Origin of the sequence: Streptomyces sp. NPDC047515 (assembly GCF_040643055.1) — a bacterium.
Taxonomy (GTDB): Bacteria; Actinomycetota; Actinomycetes; order Streptomycetales; family Streptomycetaceae; genus Streptomyces.
Genome location: NZ_JBEYTM010000087.1, coordinates 1 through 19,428, shown reverse-complemented (window position 1 = coordinate 19,428; position 19,428 = coordinate 1). Strand labels below are relative to the sequence as shown.

General features: G+C 68.6%; 19 protein-coding genes and 5 pseudogenes. 10 read left to right on the top strand and 14 right to left on the bottom strand.

The window, feature by feature from the left end; translation table 11 throughout:
* Window positions 1-410 (bottom strand): annotated as a pseudogene (locus tag ABZ826_RS36335) (peptidase); the annotation flags it as partial.
* A 450-nt stretch (window positions 411-860) separates the two neighbouring features.
* Window positions 861-1,889, bottom strand: a complete 1,029-nt coding sequence (locus ABZ826_RS36330; protein WP_361458432.1) for a helix-turn-helix domain-containing protein — start codon at window positions 1,887-1,889, stop codon at window positions 861-863.
* Between the two features lie 253 nt (window positions 1,890-2,142).
* Between ABZ826_RS36330 and ABZ826_RS36325 the strand changes: the two are divergent.
* A pseudogene (locus ABZ826_RS36325) lies at window positions 2,143-2,436 on the top strand (acyl esterase); the annotation flags it as partial.
* 58 nt (window positions 2,437-2,494) lie between these two features.
* Here the strand turns inward: ABZ826_RS36325 and ABZ826_RS36320 are convergent.
* From ABZ826_RS36320 to ABZ826_RS36300, 5 genes are all read right to left on the bottom strand, one after another.
* Window positions 2,495-3,367 carry an amino acid ABC transporter permease gene (locus ABZ826_RS36320; protein WP_361458430.1) on the bottom strand — a complete coding sequence of 291 codons (873 nt, stop codon included), beginning with the start codon at window positions 3,365-3,367 and terminating at the stop codon, window positions 2,495-2,497.
* Window positions 3,364-4,008, bottom strand: a complete 645-nt coding sequence (locus ABZ826_RS36315; protein ID WP_361458428.1) for an amino acid ABC transporter permease — start codon at window positions 4,006-4,008, stop codon at window positions 3,364-3,366. Before ABZ826_RS36315 ends, ABZ826_RS36320 begins: the two co-directional genes overlap by 4 nt.
* A gap of 16 nt (window positions 4,009-4,024) precedes the next feature.
* Window positions 4,025-4,936: a glutamate ABC transporter substrate-binding protein gene (locus tag ABZ826_RS36310; RefSeq protein ID WP_361458438.1), complete on the bottom strand. Its 912-nt coding sequence runs from the start codon at window positions 4,934-4,936 to the stop codon at window positions 4,025-4,027.
* 13 nt (window positions 4,937-4,949) lie between these two features.
* A complete protein-coding gene (locus tag ABZ826_RS36305; protein WP_361458436.1) occupies window positions 4,950-5,693 on the bottom strand; it encodes an amino acid ABC transporter ATP-binding protein in 744 nt (247 codons plus the stop codon).
* A gap of 123 nt (window positions 5,694-5,816) precedes the next feature.
* Window positions 5,817-6,257, bottom strand: coding sequence for a DUF6278 family protein (locus tag ABZ826_RS36300; RefSeq protein ID WP_361458426.1), 441 nt, complete (start codon window positions 6,255-6,257; stop codon window positions 5,817-5,819).
* A gap of 585 nt (window positions 6,258-6,842) precedes the next feature.
* Between ABZ826_RS36300 and ABZ826_RS36295 the strand changes: the two genes are divergently transcribed.
* Window positions 6,843-8,021: a Cmx/CmrA family chloramphenicol efflux MFS transporter gene (locus ABZ826_RS36295; RefSeq protein ID WP_361458424.1), complete on the top strand. Its 1,179-nt coding sequence runs from the start codon at window positions 6,843-6,845 to the stop codon at window positions 8,019-8,021.
* A gap of 255 nt (window positions 8,022-8,276) precedes the next feature.
* Entirely contained in the window at window positions 8,277-8,540 is a 264-nt protein-coding gene (locus tag ABZ826_RS36290; RefSeq protein WP_361458422.1) for a mycoredoxin, read from the top strand.
* Window positions 8,541-8,559: 19 nt separating this feature from the next.
* On the opposite strand, the gene ABZ826_RS36285 is transcribed toward ABZ826_RS36290, so the two are convergent.
* Genes ABZ826_RS36285 through pcaC form a run of 3 tightly spaced genes read right to left on the bottom strand, consistent with a single transcriptional unit; the run spans window position 8,560 to window position 11,325 of the window.
* On the bottom strand, window positions 8,560-9,339 hold the full coding sequence (locus ABZ826_RS36285) for an exodeoxyribonuclease III (RefSeq protein WP_361458420.1): 780 nt from the start codon (window positions 9,337-9,339) through the stop codon (window positions 8,560-8,562).
* A 48-nt stretch (window positions 9,340-9,387) separates the two neighbouring features.
* The gene (locus ABZ826_RS36280; protein WP_361458418.1) at window positions 9,388-10,035 is read right to left on the bottom strand and encodes an MBL fold metallo-hydrolase; all 648 of its coding nucleotides are present in this window, start codon (window positions 10,033-10,035) and stop codon (window positions 9,388-9,390) included.
* A gap of 12 nt (window positions 10,036-10,047) precedes the next feature.
* On the bottom strand, window positions 10,048-11,325 hold the full coding sequence (gene pcaC, locus ABZ826_RS36275; protein WP_361458416.1) for a 4-carboxymuconolactone decarboxylase: 1,278 nt from the start codon (window positions 11,323-11,325) through the stop codon (window positions 10,048-10,050).
* Between the two features lie 518 nt (window positions 11,326-11,843).
* Here pcaC and ABZ826_RS36270 point away from each other — a divergent pair.
* Window positions 11,844-12,400, top strand: a pseudogene (locus ABZ826_RS36270) (hemerythrin domain-containing protein).
* Window positions 12,401-12,603: 203 nt separating this feature from the next.
* Window positions 12,604-12,810 (top strand): annotated as a pseudogene (locus tag ABZ826_RS36265) (transposase); the annotation flags it as partial.
* 30 nt (window positions 12,811-12,840) lie between these two features.
* On the opposite strand, the pseudogene ABZ826_RS36260 reads toward ABZ826_RS36265, so the two are convergent.
* Window positions 12,841-13,266 (bottom strand): annotated as a pseudogene (locus ABZ826_RS36260) (MOSC domain-containing protein); the annotation flags it as partial.
* Window positions 13,267-13,320: 54 nt separating this feature from the next.
* On the opposite strand from ABZ826_RS36260, the gene ABZ826_RS36255 reads away from it, so the two are divergent.
* The gene (locus ABZ826_RS36255; RefSeq protein WP_361458414.1) at window positions 13,321-14,691 is read left to right on the top strand and encodes a transposase; all 1,371 of its coding nucleotides are present in this window, start codon (window positions 13,321-13,323) and stop codon (window positions 14,689-14,691) included.
* Complete coding sequence (locus ABZ826_RS36250; protein WP_361458412.1) at window positions 14,688-15,740, top strand: SDR family oxidoreductase; 1,053 nt, start codon at window positions 14,688-14,690, stop codon at window positions 15,738-15,740. The genes ABZ826_RS36255 and ABZ826_RS36250 overlap by 4 nt, the downstream gene beginning before the upstream one ends.
* Window positions 15,741-16,399: 659 nt before the next feature.
* Here the strand turns inward: ABZ826_RS36250 and ABZ826_RS36245 are convergent.
* From ABZ826_RS36245 to ABZ826_RS36235, 3 genes are all read right to left on the bottom strand, one after another.
* The gene (locus ABZ826_RS36245; RefSeq protein WP_361458410.1) at window positions 16,400-16,552 is read right to left on the bottom strand and encodes a hypothetical protein; all 153 of its coding nucleotides are present in this window, start codon (window positions 16,550-16,552) and stop codon (window positions 16,400-16,402) included.
* 139 nt (window positions 16,553-16,691) lie between these two features.
* Entirely contained in the window at window positions 16,692-17,129 is a 438-nt protein-coding gene (locus ABZ826_RS36240) for a GFA family protein (RefSeq protein ID WP_361458408.1), read from the bottom strand.
* 274 nt (window positions 17,130-17,403) lie between these two features.
* Window positions 17,404-17,766: an NUDIX hydrolase gene (locus ABZ826_RS36235; protein ID WP_361458406.1), complete on the bottom strand. Its 363-nt coding sequence runs from the start codon at window positions 17,764-17,766 to the stop codon at window positions 17,404-17,406.
* Between the two features lie 66 nt (window positions 17,767-17,832).
* Between ABZ826_RS36235 and ABZ826_RS36230 the strand changes: the two genes are divergently transcribed.
* The 3 genes from ABZ826_RS36230 to ABZ826_RS36220 all read left to right on the top strand — a co-directional run.
* Window positions 17,833-18,663, top strand: a complete 831-nt coding sequence (locus ABZ826_RS36230; RefSeq protein WP_361458404.1) for an IS5 family transposase — start codon at window positions 17,833-17,835, stop codon at window positions 18,661-18,663.
* Window positions 18,660-19,082, top strand: coding sequence for a hypothetical protein (locus tag ABZ826_RS36225; protein WP_361458402.1), 423 nt, complete (start codon window positions 18,660-18,662; stop codon window positions 19,080-19,082). The genes ABZ826_RS36230 and ABZ826_RS36225 overlap by 4 nt, the downstream gene beginning before the upstream one ends.
* Window positions 19,083-19,240: 158 nt before the next feature.
* A partial coding sequence (locus tag ABZ826_RS36220) for a transposase (RefSeq protein WP_361458434.1) occupies window positions 19,241-19,428 on the top strand: 188 nt, incomplete at its 3' end.

Genomic DNA, 19,428 nt, shown 5'->3' with positions numbered 1-19,428 from the left:
AGCGTGTCGGTGTGCGTGTCGTCGTATCCCTGGCGGATGAGCCCAGTGACGTTGAACAGCTGCTCGTCGACCTTGCCCTCGGCGATCGCCCGGGACGCGTCCTCCGGATAGACGTAGAGATCCTTGCCCATCTGGTAGGTCTGCACCATTGGCTGCGTGCCGTCCTCGCGGGGCAGCACCGCCGCCGAGCTGCGGCCCGACGCGTCCGTGGTCACCAGCACCTTGTCGCCGGTGACGAGCGTGACCGACACCTGCTTGCCGCCCGATGCCGTGGCACCGCTGCCGACGACGGGCCGCTTCCCCGAGGCACCGTCAGGCAGCGAATCGGCCGCCCCGGATGGCGCGACCGCAGTGACGCCCAGGACGGCGGCGATCGCCGCGCCCAAAGCTATACGCGTTGCAGAACGCATGAATCTCCCTACTTGAAACCATGAACACGCCTTGCTGCGGCTGCAGCCTGGCAGACACGGGGATTGTGTAGGGATGCCGTGCGTGGCGGGTTTCCCACGTGTCGGATTTCCGTCACGCGGTCACATCGACTGCTCCGTCGGCCCGGTAGGGCCTCGACCCGACAGGTGGAGGTGTTGCCCGCGGGGCCGACGCTCACCGGCACGATCGCCGATGTCGTCGTCGAGGCCGCCGCCCTCGCGATTCGTTCCTCGTCCCGGGACCGCCGAGAGCCGACGGTGATTCGCTCGGTCGTCCGTCGACATGGGTGCGCGCGCCGCCGCAGCGGTGGATGCCTCCGACCCGGATCACCGGCCGGCGGTGAAGCAGGAATCTGCAAGGAGTTGGCGGTCACTCTCGCGGGGTGACCACCAGCAGCCGGAGACTGAACGGCCATCAGGCCGAGGAGGAGGTCAGAGCCAGCCCGCACGTGCGGCGTGCCAGCCGAGTTGCAGGCGCGAATCCGCTCCGGCAAGGTCCATCAGACGGCGCGTCCGCCGCTCCACGGTGCGTATGGAGAGGCCGAGTTGGGAGGCCGCCCGCCGGTCGGAGATCCCTGCCAGCAGCAGGGCGAGAACCTCCAGTTCCCCCTCGGTCGGCTGCTGATCGGTCACCGGCTCCACACGTACACCCGTGGAGGTGCTGTACAGCGGCCGGGCCTGGGCCCACTCCTTCTCGAAGAGGTGGACCAGGGCCGTCAGCAGGCCGCTGCGGTGCACCACGATGGCGCTCGGCTCGCTACCGGAGTCCGCCATGTCCAGTGGCACCATGGCACGCTCCCGGTCCGACACGACCATCTTCAACGGCAGCGAGTCGACCAGGCGAAGCTTGAGGCCCGCCGTGATGGCCGCCCGGACGTCCCGCGCCACGTCGGGACCGTCGAGATAGCTCTTGGCAGCCACGACCCGGAAGTCGACTCCGCGGTCCAGCGCGGAACTCTCCGACATGTCCGCATCCTCGCGCGGCACCGCGATGGGCACGCCGACGAGGAAGACCAGCAACTCCCGCTGGGCGCCGCGCTGCAGTTGGTGGAACCGGTGTGCGACCTGCTCCACGCCGACGACCACCTCCACGACGCTGCCCGCAGGGTGGGCGGCGGTACTGCGGTACTGCTCGGTCAGCATCGAGAACGCGGTCTCGGCCCGGTGCAGCGCGTTGCGCTGCTCGACGAGGAGCGGGGCCAACGCCACCGAGGGTGGTGTGAGCCGGTAGCGGGCGGGCTGGAGGCCGGCCCCGCAGGCAGCCGGGTCGGGTGCCCCGCTCCCTTGCTCGGTGACGACCGCCACCAGGCCACGTGCCACCAGGTCGACAAGCATGCGGGCCGTCTCGGTCCTCTCGATTCCCGTCTGCCGGGCGAGCTCCTGCGCGGAAGCTGTCGGGCGGGCCAGGAGTGCCGTGTAGACGGCCTCTTCGGCCGGGCCCAACCCCAGCGCCTGCAGCATCCGGCTCCTCCTCGGGCGGCCACCGTGTCCGGCCCTGGCGCGGCTCGCGTGGACCGGGCGGAATCTTCTCAGCCGCACCCTATCCCGCCGTCAGATGCCGCCATTGGGTGTGTGCCCGGCCCCCACCCCACCCGGGACGCCCCCGGACGCGGCCTCGGGAGTGGACCGTGACGCATCGACATGCCCCACCCCGCCCTGGCATGCGTCCACGCGGCGCAGCTCTTCCCGGCCAGGCTCCACACCGGCCGGCTACGAGAAGAGCGGCACCTTCGTCGCGCGTCTGCGCGACGAAGGGCCGCTCGGCCTCGGCAAGCTGGTCGGCAACGCCTCCTGTACCTTCCACGGACAGACGTCGGGTCGGCCGTTGCCCGCAGACCCGGAGCTGTTCTCCACCGCCTACGACGTCCCGGCCGGTCGCCGTCCTGCCCTGGTGATCGACACGGTCGACCCGACGTGCAGCGAGCACGACCCGACCGGCTCGCAGCTGACCTTCTCCCCGCGCTCGGCAGACCCGTCGTACGTGTCCGTTCCCTTGCGCGAGAAGTGATCACCGGCTGCTGCCGGGCGGGCACCGCTCCTCGGGACCGCTTCGCGGCGGATCCCGGCTACTGCACTCCCGGCAGCAGCGTTCCTGGTTCGGCCGGTGCGACCTCCACGGCCTTCGTCTTCGGATTGCGCCGCTCCTGTTTCGCCACCCAGGTCGCGAACCAGGAGAGCAGCATGCACATCCCGATGTAGATCGGCGAGATCACCATCACCACGGGGATGAAGGGAAGATCGTAGTCGAGGTTGGACGCGATGAGCTTGCCCGCGTGGAGGAATTCCTCGTAGGTGATCAGATAGCCGAGCGAGGTGTCCTTCAGCGCCACCACCAGCTGGCTGATGATCGTGGGCAGCATGGCCCGAACCGCCTGAGGTGCCAGTACGTACGTGGTGACCTGCGTCTTGCGCAGCCCCAGCGCGTACGCGGCCTCGCGCTGGCCCCGCTCCACCGAGTTGATTCCGGTACGGAACACCTCGGCCAGCACCGAGCCGTTGTACAGGGTCAGACCGGTGACCAGCGCGGGCAGCGGCTGCACCTTCAGCGCCACGAAGATGAAGAAGATCATCACCAGTACCGGCATCGCCCGGAAGAACTCGACCAGGAGCGTCGAGACCCAGCGCACGGCCCGGTGGACGGAGAGGCGTCCGACGGCGAGCACCGCCCCGAGCACGAGGGAGAGCACCGCGGCGTACGCGAACGCCTTGAGGGTGTTGCCCAGTCCGCGCAGCAACAGCTCCTGAATGCCCTTGTACTCGAAGGGGGTCCACTTGGCGGCGGTGAACTGCTCGGTGTCGAACAGCAGATAGACGATCCAGCCCACCAGCGCGAGGATCAGTGCCGTCGAGACGATCCCGTACAGACGGTGTCGTTTACGGGTGACCGGTCCCGGGATGTCGTAGAGCGCGGTGGCGGACGGCGGGGTACGCGTGGTCATCGGGCGACTCCCCAGCGCTTCTCCATCATGTGGAAGAGCGCACTGATGGACAGGGTGATGATCAGGTAGCCGACGGCGATCCAGACGAAGGTCCAGATGATGCTGTACCCCAGCTCATTGAGGGTCTTGTAGGTGCCGAGCAGTTCGGTGACGCTGAACGCCCCGGCGATCGCCGAGTTCTTGGCGAGGGCGATCAGCGTCGAGCCGATCGGCGGGATCACCGAACGGAACGCCTGTGGCAGCACGATGTGGTTGAGCGTCTGGCCGAACGTCATGCCGAGACTGCGGGCCGCCTCGCCCTGTCCCGTCGGCACGGTGTTGATGCCGGAGCGCAGCACCTCGCAGATGAACGCGGAGGTGTAGCAGCCGAGGGCCAGGACGGCGAAGACCTTGAAGGGAAGCACCAGGCCGAAACGCGGCAGTCCGAGCAGGACGGCGAAGAAGAGCAGCGTCAGCGGGGTGTTGCGCAGCACCGTCACCCAGACCGTGCCGAGCACCCGGAGCGAGCCCACGGGAGCCACCCGGCAGGAGGCCATGAAGAAGCCGAGGAGCAGGGCCAGGATCGAGGAGTAGACGGTCAGCTCGACCGTGCCGAGGAAGCCCTCGCCGTAGAGCGAGAAGTTCTGCGTGAGTACGTCCATGTCGGTCCCCGCCCTCTCAGGTCGCCGGGTAGCGGTCGATGGGCGGCGGGGTCGGCGCAGGCGCTCCGGACAGACCGAGCGTGGCCTCGAACGCCTTCTTCCAGTTGCCGTTCCTCTGGTTCGCCTCCAGGGCGTCGTCGAGGGCGAACCGCAACGCGTTGTCGCTGCGCGGCACGCCGATGCCGTACGGCTCCTGGGAGAAGGGCTTGCCCACCACCTTCAGCTCCTTGGGCGCCTTGGCGGCGAAGCCCAGCAGGATCGCGTCGTCGGTGGTGACGGCGTCGACCTGGTAGGTCAGCAGGTTGTCGATGCAGATCGAGTAGGTGTCGTAGGCGACCAGGATCGCCTTCGAGTAGTCGGCGGCGATGCGTTGGTACGGGGTCGATCCGGCGGCCGAGCAGACCGTCCGGCCGGCCAGGTCCTGCGGGCCGTGGATGTCGTGCTCGTCGGTGCGCACGAGCAGCGACTGCCCGGCCATGAAGTAGGGACCGGCGAAGCCGACGAGCTTCTTGCGCATGTCGTTGATGGTGTAGGTGCCGACGTAGTAGTCGATCTGACCGTTCTGCAGCGCCGTCTCGCGGTTGGCGGAGGCGATGGTCCTGAAGCGGATCGTCTTCGGCTCGAAGCCGAGCGAGGCCGCCATCATCTTGGCGATCTCGATGTCGAAGCCTGAGTAGACGCCGGTGGCCGGGTCCTTCTCGCCGAGGTAGGGCTGGTCCTCCTTGGCCCCGACCCGGAGGTACCCCCGCTTCCTCGCCTTCGTCCAGGTCGGTGATGCGGGCAGCCGGAAGTTCGTGTCGACCTTGTAGACCGGCAGTTGATCGGCCTTCGGGCCCTTCACCGGCGGGCTGCCCTCCTTGCCGCAGGCGGCTGCGAGCACGGCCAGCAGGAGACCGGCGCAGGCGGCCAGGACCTTTCTCGTACGCAACACGGAGCCCCCGTCAGTGCTTGAGGATCTTGGACAGGAAGTCCTTGGCGCGGTCACTCTCCGGAGCGGTGAAGAACGCCTCGGGAGTGCGGTCCTCGACGATGCGACCGTCGGCCATGAAGACCACGCGGTTGGCGGCGGAGCGGGCGAAGCCCATCTCGTGGGTGACGACGACCATCGTCATGCCGTCCCGGGCGAGCTGCTGCATGACCTCCAGCACCTCGTTGATCATCTCCGGGTCGAGTGCCGAGGTGGGCTCGTCGAAGAGCAGTGCCTTGGGGTCCATGGCGAGGGCGCGGGCGATGGCCACGCGCTGCTGCTGGCCGCCGGAGAGCTGGGCGGGGAACTTGTCGGCGTGCGCGGCGAGTCCGACCCGTTCCAACAGCGCGCGGGAGCGCCGGTCGGCCTCGTCCTTCTTCCGCTTGCGGACCTTGAGCTGGGCCAGCGAGACATTGGCCAGCACGGTCTTGTGCGCGAACAGGTTGAACGACTGGAAGACCATGCCCACTTCGGCACGGAGCTGGGCCAGTCCCTTCCCTTCCTCGGGAAGTGGTCTGCCGTCGATCGCGATCCGACCCGACTCGATGGACTCCAGCCGGTTGATGGTCCGGCAGAGCGTCGATTTACCGGAGCCGGAGGGGCCGATGACCACCACCACCTCCCCGCGGCCGACGGTGAGATTGATGTCGCGCAGTACGTGCAACTGTCCGTAGAACTTGTTGACGTCCCGCAGCTCGATCAACGGATCGACGGCCATGCGCTGCCCCACCCACTTGTCGCTATGTCGAGGTCAGCGCAAACTATCCAGCGCGAAAAGGGACTTCACTTCCGACACGCACAAATGGGGCATAAGGCGTCTTATCTGGTTTTATTGAAAGCTCTACCCTTCGGCCGACTCCGCATACACCTGCGAGAGCTCGGGACTGCCCGCCATCGCCCAGTCCAGCCCGGCCTCGACCACGTCGATCTCCCGCCCCGAGGCGAGCCGCACGACGGGCTGCCCGCTCGGCCAGATGCTCCAGACCGCACCGGGGACGTTGCGCACCAGGACGGTGCCGAGGTAGAGCCCCGCGTCGTTGCCGAGCCAGGGCAGTTCCTCGGGATCGTCGCGCCAGCGCGGCGGCAACTGGTCGAGAGCCGCCAACGAGGCCGGGCTGTCGTCGAGTTCGAGCCCCCGCTGCCCCGCCCGGACACGCAGCAGCTCGCACTCGGCGAGAAGCTCGGCCACGCCCTCGGGATCGGCCGCGACGGCGGTGGCGAGGCCCGCCCCTCGCGTACCGTCGTGACGCCTACGCCAGTTGTCCAGGAAAGGGATGTTCATACCACTCAGGGTCGCACCCTCGGCATGTTGCGCACCACACGGCGCGCGGCCTGTCTTTCGAGTGCTGAACCGGACGCGAGCGCCCCCGCCGTGCGCCGACGCGCGCGCCGTCCGCGACCACCCGGTGCAGCAGACGGTCACGCGCTCCCGCGCAGCCGCGCACGCGGCGGGTCCGGGCACGGCTCGGAGCCGCCGTGGCGGGCTCCTTGGCGGAAAACAGGTGGAGCCCGAAGATCCGAGCTGGTAGTTTCGCGATCATGTCCAGCCCCGAGTCCGACAGACACTAGCCACCGGTCCGCCGGTGGCCGGAATCGTCGGCGAACCGATCCCGCACGGTCGAGTACCGGACGCGAGGTCGTTTCGGCCCGGCTGCCGCCCCGCCGGACCACCGCAGTGTGGGCTGCGTCTTCCCGTACGCGCACGTGACACATCCGTGTGCGGATTCTCCGTCTCCGGCGCCTGCCGTGTTGCCGGGTTCCGTTCATGACCACCATGGACGTTCTTCCGCGTTGCCGCTCGTCATCACGTTCGGGCGCGGCCCACACCCCTGTCCGGTCCATCCATCAGCCGTCCATGGGGTTCCTCATGCCATTCGCTGTGTACGCGCTCGGGCTCGCCGTCTTCGCCCAGGGCACATCCGAGTTCATGTTGTCCGGTCTCGTCTCGGACATTGCCGCCGACCTCCACGTATCCATTCCGGCAGCGGGGCTGCTGACCTCGGCCTTCGCGGTCGGGATGATCGTCGGGGCGCCAATGATGGCGCTCTTCAGCCGCACCTGGCCGCGCCGCCGCGCGCTGTTGTTCTTCCTCTGTGTCTTCAGCGCCGTTCATGCCGTCGGCGCGCTCACCCCCGGCTACGGGGTGCTGCTCGCGACCCGGGTGGTCGGGGCGCTGGCGAACGCCGGCTTCTGGGCCGTGGCGCTGGTGACCGCGGTCTCCATGGTCGGCCCGGAGGCCCGAGCACGCGCCACGTCCGTGGTGGTCGGGGGCGTCACCATCGCCTGTGTGGCCGGAGTGCCCGCCGGTGCGGCGCTGGGCGGGCACTGGGGGTGGCGGTCGGCATTCTGGGCCGTGGCCCTCGTCTCCGTACCGGCCGTCGTCGTGATCGCCCGGACGATTCCGGGGGTACGGCCGAAGGCCGTACCCGCACGCGCGGGCGTCGAACTGCGGACGCTGGCCCGTCCACGACTGCTGCTCACCCTGCTGACGAGCGCCCTCGTCCAGGGGGCGACGTTCTGCGCGTTCTCCTACTTCGAACCGCTCGCCACTCATGTCACCGGGCTCGGGGACGCCTGGGTGCCCGCCCTCCTGGCGCTGTTCGGTCTGGGTTCGTTCGTCGGGGTCACCGCCGCGGGCCGGCTCGTCGACGCACGGCCCCTCGCCCTCACCACGGCCGGCCTGGTCTCGCTCGCCGCCGGCTGGATCGGGTTCGCGCTGAGCGCGGGGAGCCCGTTCGCGACGATCACGCTCGTCTTCGTCCAGGGGATGCTCGCCTTCGGCACCGGGACGGCGCTGATCTCGTGGGTGTTCCGGCTGGCAGCCGACGCACCGACCCTGTCCGGCTCGTTCGCCACGGCCGCGTTCAATGTGGGCGGTGCGCTCGGCCCCTGGTTCGGCGGGCTCGCGATCGGTGCGGGACTCGGCTTCCGGTCGCCGCTGTGGGTGAGCGCGCTGCTGATGGTCCTGGCGCTGGGCACCGCCTGGGCATCACTGGGCACGCGCCGGGCCGTCGACCGCGGTCGGGACGGAATTCCCGCGGTGTGACCGCCGATGGATGAAGCCCCGCCCGGCGCTGAACGGGCGGGGCCGTCCTGGTCACAGCAAGCAGCCAGCAAGCGGGATAGGACACGGACCACCGTATCGGCGGCCACTGACAACGACGCCGTGCAACGGGCTCCGCCATGGATGCGGACGCCCCTTCGCCTTGCGCTGCACCGCATCCGACGCCACACGCTGATCCACCACGGATGACGCGACAGCCCTTAGACTCTGCCGCACACACGCGAACAGGGGGATCCGGTGACCGAGGACCGCGAGGGCATGGTCGTCTACTGGCGGCCCGGCTGCCCGTACTGCATGAAGCTGCGCCTGCAACTGCGGCTCACCAAGTTGCGGTACACCGAGGTGAACATCTGGCGCGACCCCGAGGCGGCGGCATTCGTCCGGTCCGTGGCGGACGGGAACGAGACCGTGCCGACGGTCACCGTGGCGGGCAGACCCATGGTGAATCCGTCCAGGCGTCAGGTGCTGGACGCCGTCCGCGCCGGGGCTCCGCAGAAGTGAGCCCCGACGGGGCGAGCCGTCACAGATTCAGGTCCACGACCACCGGGGCGTGGTCGGACGCGCCCTTGCCCTTGCGCTCCTCGCGGTCCACATAGCTGTCCTCGACCGCCGTGACGAAGGGCGCGTTGCCGTAGACGAGGTCGATCCGCATGCCCTTGTTCTTCGGGAAGCGCAGCTCCCGGTAGTCCCAGAAGGTGTAAGGACGGTCGTACTTCAGCGGGCGGGGCATGACGTCGGACAGCCCCTCCTGGCGCAGCGCGGCGAGCGCGGCCCGCTCGGCGGGCGTGACATGGGTCGCGCCCTCGAACAGCGCCGGATCCCATACGTCCTCGTCGGTCGGGGCCACGTTGAAGTCGCCCAGGACCGCGAAGGGCTGCGAACCGGCGGCGTCCGCCGCGACGGCCTTCTGCAGGGCCTCGAACCAGCGCAGCTTGTACGCGTAGTGCGCGTGCTCGATCTCGCGGCCGTTGGGCACGTACACCGACCAGACACGGACCGGACCGCAGGTCGCGGAGATCGCCCGGGGCTCCTCCACTCCTTCGTACCCGGGGCCGTCGGGCAGCCCCTTGACGACGTCGGCCAGGCCGGCCCGGGAAACCAGCGCGACCCCGTTCCACCGGCCCGTGGCGTTGACCGCGGATTCATAGCCGAGCTCGCGGAGCGCGTCCGCCGGGAACTGTTCGGCGGTGCACTTGGTCTCCTGGATGCACAGCACATCCGTGCCGGTGCGCTCCAGCCAGGCCAGCAGCCTCGGGAGCCGGGCGGTGATCGAATTGACGTTCCAGGTGGCGATGCGCATGTACGTAAACCTAGCCGCTCCCACTGACAGTCGCCGGACCGGTGGCGGTCACAGGTCGGTCGAGTCCCCCGGGGTCAGCCAGCCGTGGTCGGTACCGCCGAGGCTGCCGATCTGGGTGTCGTAGATCGGGCGGGCCAGATCGGTGAGCAGCGCGTCGTGGATGTCGATGGCGCGGCGCGGCGCGACCTCGCGTACGTAGTCGATGACCTCCGAGATCTTGTTCCAGGGGGCCATCACCGGAAGCATCAGTGTGTCGACCGGCCGGTCGGGGACGGTGAGGGCGTCGCCCGGGTGGAAGACGGAACCGTCCACCAGGAAGCCGATGTTGGTGATCCGCGGGATGTCCGGATGGATCACCGCGTGCAGTTCGCCGTGCACCTGTACGTCGAAACCCGCGGCGGAGAAGGTGTCGCCGTATCCGACGGTGTGGACACGGCCGGGGAAGGCCGCGGCGAGCCGGTCGGCGACGCTGCGCAGGGTCCAGATCTCGGCGGCCGGGTTGGCCTCCATGCCGGCGCGCAGCCGCTCCTCGTCGAAGTGGTCGGGGTGCTCGTGCGTCACCAGCAGCGCGTCGGCGCCGACGGCGGCGTCCTGCTCCGAGAAGCCGCCCGGGTCGATGACGAGCGTCTGCCCGTCCTTCTCCAGGCGGATGCAGGAGTGCGTCTTCTTGGTCAGTTTCAGGTGCACGGGGTTCATGGCCCCATCCTGCTACGGACGGGGCGTCGTTTCTTCTTGAATCACGGTCTGGGCGATCGAGAAGGCGGCGCTCGCGGCCGGTACGCCGCAGTACACGGCGGTCTGCATCAGCACCTCCTTGATCTCGGCCGGGGCGAGGCCGTTGCGCAGCGCGGCCCTGACGTGCGCGGCCAGACTCTCCAGCCGGCCGGAGGCGACCAGCGCGGTGAGCGTGACACAGCTGCGGGTGCGGCGGTCCAGGCCCTCCCGGTTCCACACCTCGCCCCAGGCGTAGCGCGTGACCAGCTCCTGGAAGTCACCGGTGAAGTCGTCGGCGGCAGCCATCGACCGGTCCACATGGGCGTCGCCCAGCACCTCGCGGCGCATCTTCATGCCGAGCTCGTACGGGTCGGCGCGTCCGGTGGTCCCGGTCTCGGGCTGCGCGGTGGCGGCGGTGATCTCCGCGACGGGCAGCACGGGGGCGGAGAGCTGCGGGGTATGCGGCGGTACGGGGATGGCGGCGAGGGTGTCCTGCCAGGCCGTGGAGAAATGGGTCAGGAGCAGATCGGTGACGGCTCCGGGCTGCTCGACCGGAGCGAGGTGCGAGGCGCCGGGGACGAGGGCGAGCCGGGCATCCGGTATGCCCGCGACCAGGGTGCGGGCGTCGCCCGGCCCGGTCACCTGGTCCTCGGCACCGACCAGGACGAGGGTCGGGACGGTGATGCGCCCGAGTTCAGCGCGGATGTCGAAGGCGGCGAGGGCTTCGCAGGCGGCGATGTAGCAGCCGGGGTCGGTGGTGCGGACCATCTGGACGGCCCACTCGACGATGGCCGGCTGGGCGGCGGCGAAACCGGGGGTGAACCAGCGCTCCGGTGCGGTCCGGGCCATCGGCTCCAGACCGTTGGTGCGGACGACCACCCCGCGCTGGCGGAACTCGTCGGCGCTGCCGAACCGGGGCGAGGCGGCGATCAGGGCGAGCGAGGCGACCCGGTGCGGGTGGCGCAGTGCGAGGTCGGCGCCGATCGCGCCGCCGATGGAGCAGCCCGCGTACCCGAAGCGCTGGACGCCGAGTCCGTCGAGGGTGGCCAGCAGCCGGTCGGAGAGCTCGGTGACGGCGGAGGCCGGGCGGGCGGAGGCACCGCCGTGGCCGGGAAGGTCGAAACGGAGGACTCTCCAGTGCTGGGTGAGCTCCGGTATCTGCCGGTCCCACATGTGCCATGTGGTACCGAGATAGGGGCCCAGGACCAGGACCGGTGCGTCTTCTGGCCCGTCAAAGCGGTATTGCAGGGTTTCAGTCGTCGTCTCACTCACCCGCCCACGCTCCCATATCTCACAATCTCTCACGACCGCGCGGTCTGTCCCTCTCCGGACCCCTGCAGTCCGCCCCACACTGTGGCAGCTCCACGAAGATCCTCCACACCCGGCTTGACGTACCACTTCTTCGTAGTCTTGACGTTCGTGTGTCCCGCCCGCCGAGCCAACAGGTGGTCCGGCACGCCCTTGTTGGCCAGGTACGTGAAGCAGGACGCCCGAGCGTCGTACAGGCGCACCTGACGGAGCCCTGGTAGCTCCGTGATCCGGTATGCCCGTCGGCGGAGTTGCTTGATGTTCCGAGCCTCCCCGATCTCGTCCAGGACGTAGCCGGAGTCAACGTAATCCGGACCGAGAGCAAGCTTTTCCTTTGCCTGACGGGGCGCTGCACGAGGCTTGAGGGCGCGTCCGGCCTAAATCCGTGCAGATGTGGATTCAGCCGTTGCGCGTACCGGGAACTCGTCCTGTGGTGTCCGGACAGCCCGGTCGCATCGCGTCACCGGAAGGCGGTACCACTCATGGGACACGGTGGAGACGTCATCGACGAGCTGACTGCGGACCACCACGAGGTGGACGACCTCTTCGAGCAGATCGAGGAGGTGGCTCCCGGCAGCGGCGAGCGTAAGCGACTGGTCGATCAGCTGACCATCGAACTCGTCCGCCACTCCGTGGCTGAGGAGCAGTACCTTTACCCGGCGGTGCGCAAGTACCTTGACGGTGGGGATGCGCTCGCCGACAAGGAGATCGCTGACCACGGCCGCGTCGAGGAGCTGCTCAAAGACCTCGAGAAACGGGCTGCCGACGATCCTGACTTCAACGTGCTGGTCCTCAAGCTGAGGACTGAGGTCAAGCATCACGTCGCGGACGAGGAGGACAACCTTTTCGTCCAGCTGGGCGCCGCATGCTCCCCCAGTGACCTGAACGACCTCGGAGACAAGATCCGCACCGCGAAGAAACTCACCCCCACACGCCCTCACCCCAGCCCCCCACCAGCCCGCCCGGAAACAAGCTGCTCGCGCCTGGCCTTGGCCTCGTCGACCGGGCACGTGACTTCGTCACGGGCCGAGGCAAGTAATCCAAGACACGAGGAAAAGCGGACGATCACGCCCACTGCACGCGAGACTTCACCGAAATCCGGCGAATGACCGACGTTGCTCAGGGCCTGGAGCGTGCCTCCTTGATCTGCTCATCAGTTGATCGGATGTGCCCGTCCGGATAGTGGCTACTGATGCGATGTGGGACAGGATCGAGCCGCTGATGCCAGCCGATCCGGTCCGCCCTCAGCCCTCCGACCAGGTCCGTCACCGACTGCGGCAAGGCAGTGCCGGCGGTCGCCCACCGACTTTCGACGCCGAGGCATACAAGCAGCGCAACGCGGTCGAGCGATGCATCGACCGGATCAAGCAGTGGCGCGGCCTGGCCATGCGGACAGACAAGCTCGCCATCGCCTACCAGGCCGCACTCCACCTCGCCGCCATCCTCGTTCGGGCACGCCGATGCCCACGGAACGAGAACCTAGACCCGTTCCAGCGAGCGGTGGGGAAGGGGCGGGGTTTCGACCTGGATGGAATCGTCGGGGCGGACGACCCCTCCACGACGGACCACAGCCATGACGCCAGACTTGAATGTGAACTCGCCGGACACGGAGTCCATGGTGAAGACCTCACCGAGCAGTCCCTTATGGAAGTCGTTGATCTTCGAGCACGGGTTACGCAGTCCCGTCACCTCGAGCACGGCCCGCTCTCCGAGATGGAGCAGAGTGCCGGTGGGCAGGCCCAACAGGTCCACCCCGCGCGTGGTGATGTTCTCGCCGAGCTGCCCCGCAGAGACCTTGAAACCCTTGAGCGCGAGCTCGTCGAAGAGTTCCTCGTGCATCAGGTGGACCTGGCGCAGGTTGGGCAGGTCCGGCTCGTAGGTCATGCGGAACTGGTGGCGGATCGTCTCACCTGGTCGATCTTAGAGGTGGTGCAACCAGCCTCGTGAGGGAGGCATGCAGTGGAGAAGTGGCAGCTGGCCCTGGACATGCTCGATGAGACCCGCTCGTGGGGGATCGAGGTGCCGCTGGCCGTCGCGGATGCCGGATACGGCGACGCTGCCGCGTTCCGGCACGGACTGCAGGCCCGCGGCCTGCACCACGTGGTGGGAATCTCCACCACGCTGTCGGCCCAGCCCGGCGAGGCGGTGCCGGTGGCCGAGCCGTACTCCGGGACCGGACGCCCGCCGGTGGAGAAGTACCCCGACAAGCCGCAGTCGGTGAAACAGCTGGTCATCGCGGCGGGCCGGAAGGCCGCACGAGGGGTGCAGTGGCGGGAAGGCTCCCGGCCCGGCACCGGCCGCTCCGGCTTCAAGCGCATCTGCTCCCGCTTCGTGGCCTTGCGGATCCGCGACCAGTGCTACGCCGGCCAAGCCGTAGCCGCCGCCGGCCCGCATCCGTTGCTGGACCACGCGGTGCGTTTCGTCTCCGCCCGGCTGCACGAGCACGGCCCCCGGCTCGCCCCGGCGTACACGGCTGCGGGCGGCCCGGTGCCCGACCAGCGCACGCTGGACCTACCGGGCTTCCCCGGCGGATACGACCGGGTCGGCAATTGGGTCAACCGGCAGTTCCAGCTCGACGTGTTCGGTGAGGCGCTGCTGCTCTTCGCCGCCGCGCACCGGCACGGCCGCCTGGACGCCGACTCCTGGCGGGCCGCGGAGATCGCCGCCGACGCCATCTCCCACCGCCGATGCGAAGCCGACGCCGGGATCTGGGAACTGGACAACCGCGCCTGGACCCACAGTCGGCTGATCTGCGCCGCGGGCCTGCGCGCTGTCGCAGACGCCGTGCCGTCGGCCAACCGCGCGGCCCAGTGGGCAGGCCTGGCCGACGCGGTCGTTGCCGACACTTCGGCCACCAGCCTGCACCCTTCCGGTCGCTGGCAGCGGTCCCCACAGGTCCCGGCCGTGGACGCCGCACTGCTGCTGCCACCCCTGCGCGGCGCGCTGCCCGCCGCCGGCCCGCGCACCGTACACACCCAGCACGCGTACAGCCGGGACCTCACGAACGACTACTACGCCTATCGGTTCCGCCACGACGAGCGGCCTCTCGAGGTCGCCGAGGGCGCCTTTCTGCTGTGCGGCTACGTGATGGCCCTGGCCGAACACCAACAAGGCCATGAGGCCGCCGCGCTGCGCTGCTGGTTCGAACGCAACCGCGCCGCCTGCAGATCCCCCGGCCTGTACGCGGAGGAATACGACATCGCTCCACGGCAACTGCGCGGCAACCTGCCCCAGGCATTCGTCCACGCCCTGCTGCTGGAGACCTCGACCCGGCTGGCCGCCCCCTGGCGGACCGTCCAGCGCTCGGACAGGACAGAGAGGACACCATGAAGCAGACCGTCGTCATCACCGGAGCGAGCGCCGGGATCGGCCGGGCCACCGCCCGGCTGTTCGCCGCGCGCGGCGCGGACGTCGTACTGGTCGCCCGCGGGCAGGCATGCCTGGACGCGGCGGCACGCGAAGTCGAGGCGGCAGGCGGCCGGGCGCTGGCCGTACCGGCAGACACGGCGGACCACCAGCAGATCGAGGCCGCGGCGGACGCCGCGCAGGAGGCGTTCGGGCTGATCGACGTGTGGGTCAACGTCGCCTTCGCCTCGGTCTTCGCGCCCTTCACCGAAATCAGCCCGCAGGAGTACGAACGCGTCACACAGGTGACCTATCTCGGCTTCGTGAACGGCACCCGGACCGCACTGGCGCGGATGCTGCCGGCCGACCACGGCACCATCGTCCAGGTCGGATCCGCCCTCGGCTCACGCGCCATCCCACTGCAGTCGGCCTACTGCGGCGCCAAACACGCCGTGAACGGCTTCACCTCCTCAGTGCGCACCGAACTGATGCACAGCGGCAGTAGTGTGCGCATCACTGTGGCGCAGATGCCCGCGGTGAACACCCCGCAGTTCTCCTGGGTACTGTCCCGTCTGCCACGCCGCCCGCAGCCGGTCCCGCCGATCTACCAGCCCGAAGTGGCAGCCCGGAGCGTGCTGTACGCCGCGGACCATCCCAGGCGCAAGCAGTACTACGTCGGCGCTTCCACCGCCGTGACGATCCTCGCGAACAAGATCGCACCCGGACTCCTCGACCAGTACCTGGCCCGCACCGGCTTCGACTCGCAGCAGACCGCCGAACCGGATAACCCCCATCGTCCGCACAATCTGTGGCGTCCCGTCGACGGCGCCGACGGGCACGACCACGGCGCCCACGGGACCTTCGATGACCAGGCCCACGACCGCGCTCCGCAAATGTGGCTCTCCCACCACCCCGGGCTCGTGTCCGGTCTGGCTCTGGGCACGGCACTCGGGGCCGCAACGGCCCTGGTAGGCGGCCGCAGACTCCGCCGTCCCGGAACGCGGCGACCTCCTCGGCCGACGCACCGGTCTTGATGAACGCCGGCCCGGCAAGCGGGCGAGGGATGCGCGGGATGAGGCCTCGCGACTGGCGCCGGGCGAGGTGTTCGGCGGAGAAGTACGCCTTGTCGGCGTGCATCTTGACCGGTCGCCGTCGTCGTATCCCCCGCGCCGGGAGCACATGGCAGGGATGCCCAGGAGCAGCGGCCTGAACCTCCGGCTGTCGTGCACGTTCGCGCCGGAGACCGCAACGGCCGGCGCGATGCCCTGCGCTTCGGGCAGGACGTGCAGTGTGCTGCTGCCGATCCACCGAGAGCCGGTGCCACCGCGTCCCGCGATCCCTGCGCCGGGCGGACAACAGTCTCGCGAGGAACCGCAAAGCCTGCCAGGACGGAGCGAGTCCTGGCAGGTGGACAAGCACACGAAGCTCCGGGCGGACAGGTTGATCTCGGCCGACAACCCATCCACCAGGAGCTTCACCTCTTCCCGCGCCCCGGCCTCCCGCCAAGGCGCTTCGGAGAAATCCGACCCATCCCGTGAGCGGTCCGCCGGACAGGCGGGCGCAGTGGGGGCAGGAGCACAGTTCCCTGTCAAGTCCATGTGTTCACATCTTGTGCCTCCTCTGCGTGGTGGCGTGCTGTGGTGGTTGTCGAAGGAGTGGGACGACCACCAACGGTTCGGACGAGCAGCTCGTGTCAGGTCGACTGTGCCTCGTTCACCGGCGCGAGGTAGGCCGCTTCGATGAAATTGATGAACCTGTGTGTGTTCTCGTCGCCGAGCACGTTCCCGATGCGGAGGAGCATGTGGCGGGCGGTTCTCAGTTCCTCGCTGATGCCCCGATGTTGCACTCGCCCAGATCCTTCGGAGCGGCCCGCAATTCTCAAAATCTTGGGATGTGGTCGTTCGTCTTCTTCTCGTCAGGTTTCGACGGCCCGAATGCCTCTGGGAAGTAGTCCAGCGCTTTTCTGAAGTCGCCCTGATTGAGCGTCAACCAGCCGCGCTGGGCTCGGTCTCCGGCACCGGAGGCAGCCAGCGCACGGCGTTGTCGGTAAAGGACGCGTGGATGGGCACGAGGTCTGTGCCGCAGGTGTCGTCGAGGGCGGTGACGTTGATGCCGATCTCCGGGATGCCGCTGTCGATCGCCGCGACGCGGCTGCCACAAGTCGGGCAGAAGCCGCGCTTCGCCTCGCCCTTGAAGGTCTCGTACCAGGTCGGCTCGCTCTCGCCGGTCCAAGTGACCGTCTCGAATCCCACCCACCACATCACGGGGGTGCCGCCGAGCTTTTGGCAGTGCCCGCAGGCGCAGGTGCGGGGGAAGACGGCCGGCCCCCGGGTGGTGAAGCGGACGCGGCCGCACAGGCAGCCGCCGGAACGTTCCGCGGCTTCTGCGGCTCCCTGGGCGTCGGCGGCGGGAGTGGCGTTCATCAGGTCATCTCCGAGGCACTATGGGCAAGTTGGGCCCATTAGTGTGCCATCCCTTCCATGATCGCCAGGAAGCTGTTGGATGCTCTTGCGTGTCCCCGGCCGCGTGCGCCGATTGCGGAGGGGCACGGGCCGGGCGACAAGGGTCCGTCCGGCTCAGGGGCGTCCGAGGGCGCGGAAGGCCCACCCAGCTTCGCGCCAGGTGTCGGCATTGAGGGTGCCGCGGCCGTCGATGACGCGTGGGCTGGCGGTTCGGCGAGGCTCAACTGGCCGCCGCTCATCCTGGCGTCGAAGAGTCCACAGCTGAGATGCGGTCCCGGAGCTTCGGGTCGGTGATCTCGTCGACGTGGCGCCAGGCGGCGTCGGAGACTTCTTCGGTCTGTAGTCCGCCAATGTCAGCGGTGGTGCGGAAGAGGAACCGGAAGTCGAAGCTGGTGGGCGGGCTCGTTCTTGGCGGGGTTGGCGTCGATGGGGTGGATGTCGATGTGGAGCGGGGTCTCGCCGTGTGAGTGACCATATGGGGCGGGATGCCGGTCTCCTCGGCGAGTTCGCGGCCGACGGCCTGCAGAAGTGTGTTGTCCGAGGGCTCCAAATGACCGCCCTTAGAGTGCGGGATGTGGCGTTCTGTCGGTCTTGTCATCGCTCGATGGTGTGAGGTTGGGGCATCGTCGCCGGTCAGACATTCGGGGTTCGCTTGGGTTGTGGCATGAGCATGAGCAAGCCGTACCCGAGCGATCTCACCGATGAGCAGTGGGCGCTCGTCGAACCCGTGATCACGGCATGGAAGGCCCGGCATCCGTCAGTCAGCGGGCATCAGGGGAAGTACGCGATGCGGGAGATCGTGAACGCGATCCTCTACCAGAACCGCACAGGCTGTCAGTGGGAGTTCCTGCCCCATGACATGCCCCCGCCCGGAGCGGTGAAGTACTACTTCTACCTCTGGCGTGACGAGGGCACCGACCAGGACATTCACGACCTGCTGCGCTGGCAGTTGCGGGAGAAGCGGAAGCGATTAGCCGACCCGAGCCTGGTGGTCCTGGACACGCAGAGCATCCACGCCTCCGTCGGAGTCCCGGCCACGACGACGGGCCGGGATGCCGCGAAGAAGGTGCCGGGCAGGAAGAGATGCCTGGCCGTAGACGTGTTGGGCCTCGTCATTGACTGCGTCGTCCTGCCCGCCTCCGCGCACGAGAACGCCGCCGGCATCGCCCTGCTGGACGGTGTCGCCGAGCAGTGCGAAACGGTGAAGAAGGCCCTGGTCGACCAGGGCTTCAAGAAGACGGTCGTCGAGCACGGCACGAACGTGGGCATCGACGTCGAGATCGTCGAGCGCAACCCGGACGACAAGGGCTTCGTTCCGCAGGCCAAGCGGTGGATCGTGGAGCAGACGAACGGGATCCTGATGTTCTACCGCCGCCTCGTACGCGACTACGAACACCGGCCCGCCTCCTCCCGCTCCCGCGTTCTGTGGGCGATGACCTCCGTCATGAGCCGCCGCCTCACCGGAGCCACCATCGCCTCCTGGAGGGCCTCATGAGCGAGAACCCACACGTCAAAGCCATCCTGGAACACATCGAAACCCGCGAGCGCGAACTGGCCGACCAGACCGGGCAGTTCCGGGCCCGCATCGAGGAACTCACCCGACAGCTCGGCGAACTCGACGCGGAGAGCGAGAACCTGCGCATCACCCGCAAGACCCTCCTCACTCTCCCGCTCGCCTCACCCGCCACCGAGCCGGACCGCCCCGACATCCCGGACCACCCCGCCTACCAGCAGATCCTCACTGCCCTGGCCGACGCGGGCCGACCGATGCGCGCCCGCGACCTCTGCCAGGCCCTCGACCTGCCGATCCTCCCGAAGAACACCGAAGGCATCCGCTCCAAACTGAAACGCCTGGTCAGCAGGGGCATCCTCATCGAACCCGAACCCGGCTTGTTCGCCCGCCCCGATACCTGAGGGCCACCCCCCACCCGCGACCAGCAGTCCTTCCACAACCTCAACCACGAAACGGACAAGAGCTCACGTTCCGCACTCTTAGTAGGGCTTTGTTAGGTGCCCCAAGTGATCCTCGTTGGATGGGTTGTGATCTTCTTTCAGGTGTGACACCTGAGGAGATGGAAGAGGTCCGGCCGCGCCTGGAGGCCTTCGCCGCCGAGATGCTCGGTTCTCTGGCCCGGCGCGATCAGCGGGCCAAGGGCGAGCTGTACCTGCGTGGGCTGATGTTGGACGGCAAGCGCAAGTCGATGCAGCCGATGGCCGATCGCCTGGGCGTGGACCACCAGCAGCTGCAGCAGTTCGTCTC

Excerpts from the sequence above, each read along its gene's own strand:
- ABZ826_RS36330 (WP_361458432.1), bottom strand. The coding sequence starts at position 1,889 with ATGCTGCAGGCGCTGGGGTTGGGCCCGGCCGAAGAGGCCGTCTACACG.
- ABZ826_RS36320 (WP_361458430.1), bottom strand. The coding sequence starts at position 3,367 with ATGACCACGCGTACCCCGCCGTCCGCCACCGCGCTCTACGACATCCCG.
- ABZ826_RS36315 (WP_361458428.1), bottom strand. The coding sequence starts at position 4,008 with ATGGACGTACTCACGCAGAACTTCTCGCTCTACGGCGAGGGCTTCCTC.
- ABZ826_RS36305 (WP_361458436.1), bottom strand. The coding sequence starts at position 5,693 with ATGGCCGTCGATCCGTTGATCGAGCTGCGGGACGTCAACAAGTTCTAC.
- ABZ826_RS36300 (WP_361458426.1), bottom strand. The coding sequence starts at position 6,257 with ATGAACATCCCTTTCCTGGACAACTGGCGTAGGCGTCACGACGGTACG.
- ABZ826_RS36295 (WP_361458424.1), top strand. The coding sequence starts at position 6,843 with ATGCCATTCGCTGTGTACGCGCTCGGGCTCGCCGTCTTCGCCCAGGGC.
- ABZ826_RS36285 (WP_361458420.1), bottom strand. The coding sequence starts at position 9,339 with ATGCGCATCGCCACCTGGAACGTCAATTCGATCACCGCCCGGCTCCCG.
- ABZ826_RS36280 (WP_361458418.1), bottom strand. The coding sequence starts at position 10,035 with ATGAACCCCGTGCACCTGAAACTGACCAAGAAGACGCACTCCTGCATC.
- ABZ826_RS36250 (WP_361458412.1), top strand. The coding sequence starts at position 14,688 with ATGAAGCAGACCGTCGTCATCACCGGAGCGAGCGCCGGGATCGGCCGG.
- ABZ826_RS36240 (WP_361458408.1), bottom strand. The coding sequence starts at position 17,129 with ATGAACGCCACTCCCGCCGCCGACGCCCAGGGAGCCGCAGAAGCCGCG.
- ABZ826_RS36235 (WP_361458406.1), bottom strand. The coding sequence starts at position 17,766 with ATGACAAGACCGACAGAACGCCACATCCCGCACTCTAAGGGCGGTCAT.
- ABZ826_RS36230 (WP_361458404.1), top strand. The coding sequence starts at position 17,833 with ATGAGCATGAGCAAGCCGTACCCGAGCGATCTCACCGATGAGCAGTGG.
- ABZ826_RS36225 (WP_361458402.1), top strand. The coding sequence starts at position 18,660 with ATGAGCGAGAACCCACACGTCAAAGCCATCCTGGAACACATCGAAACC.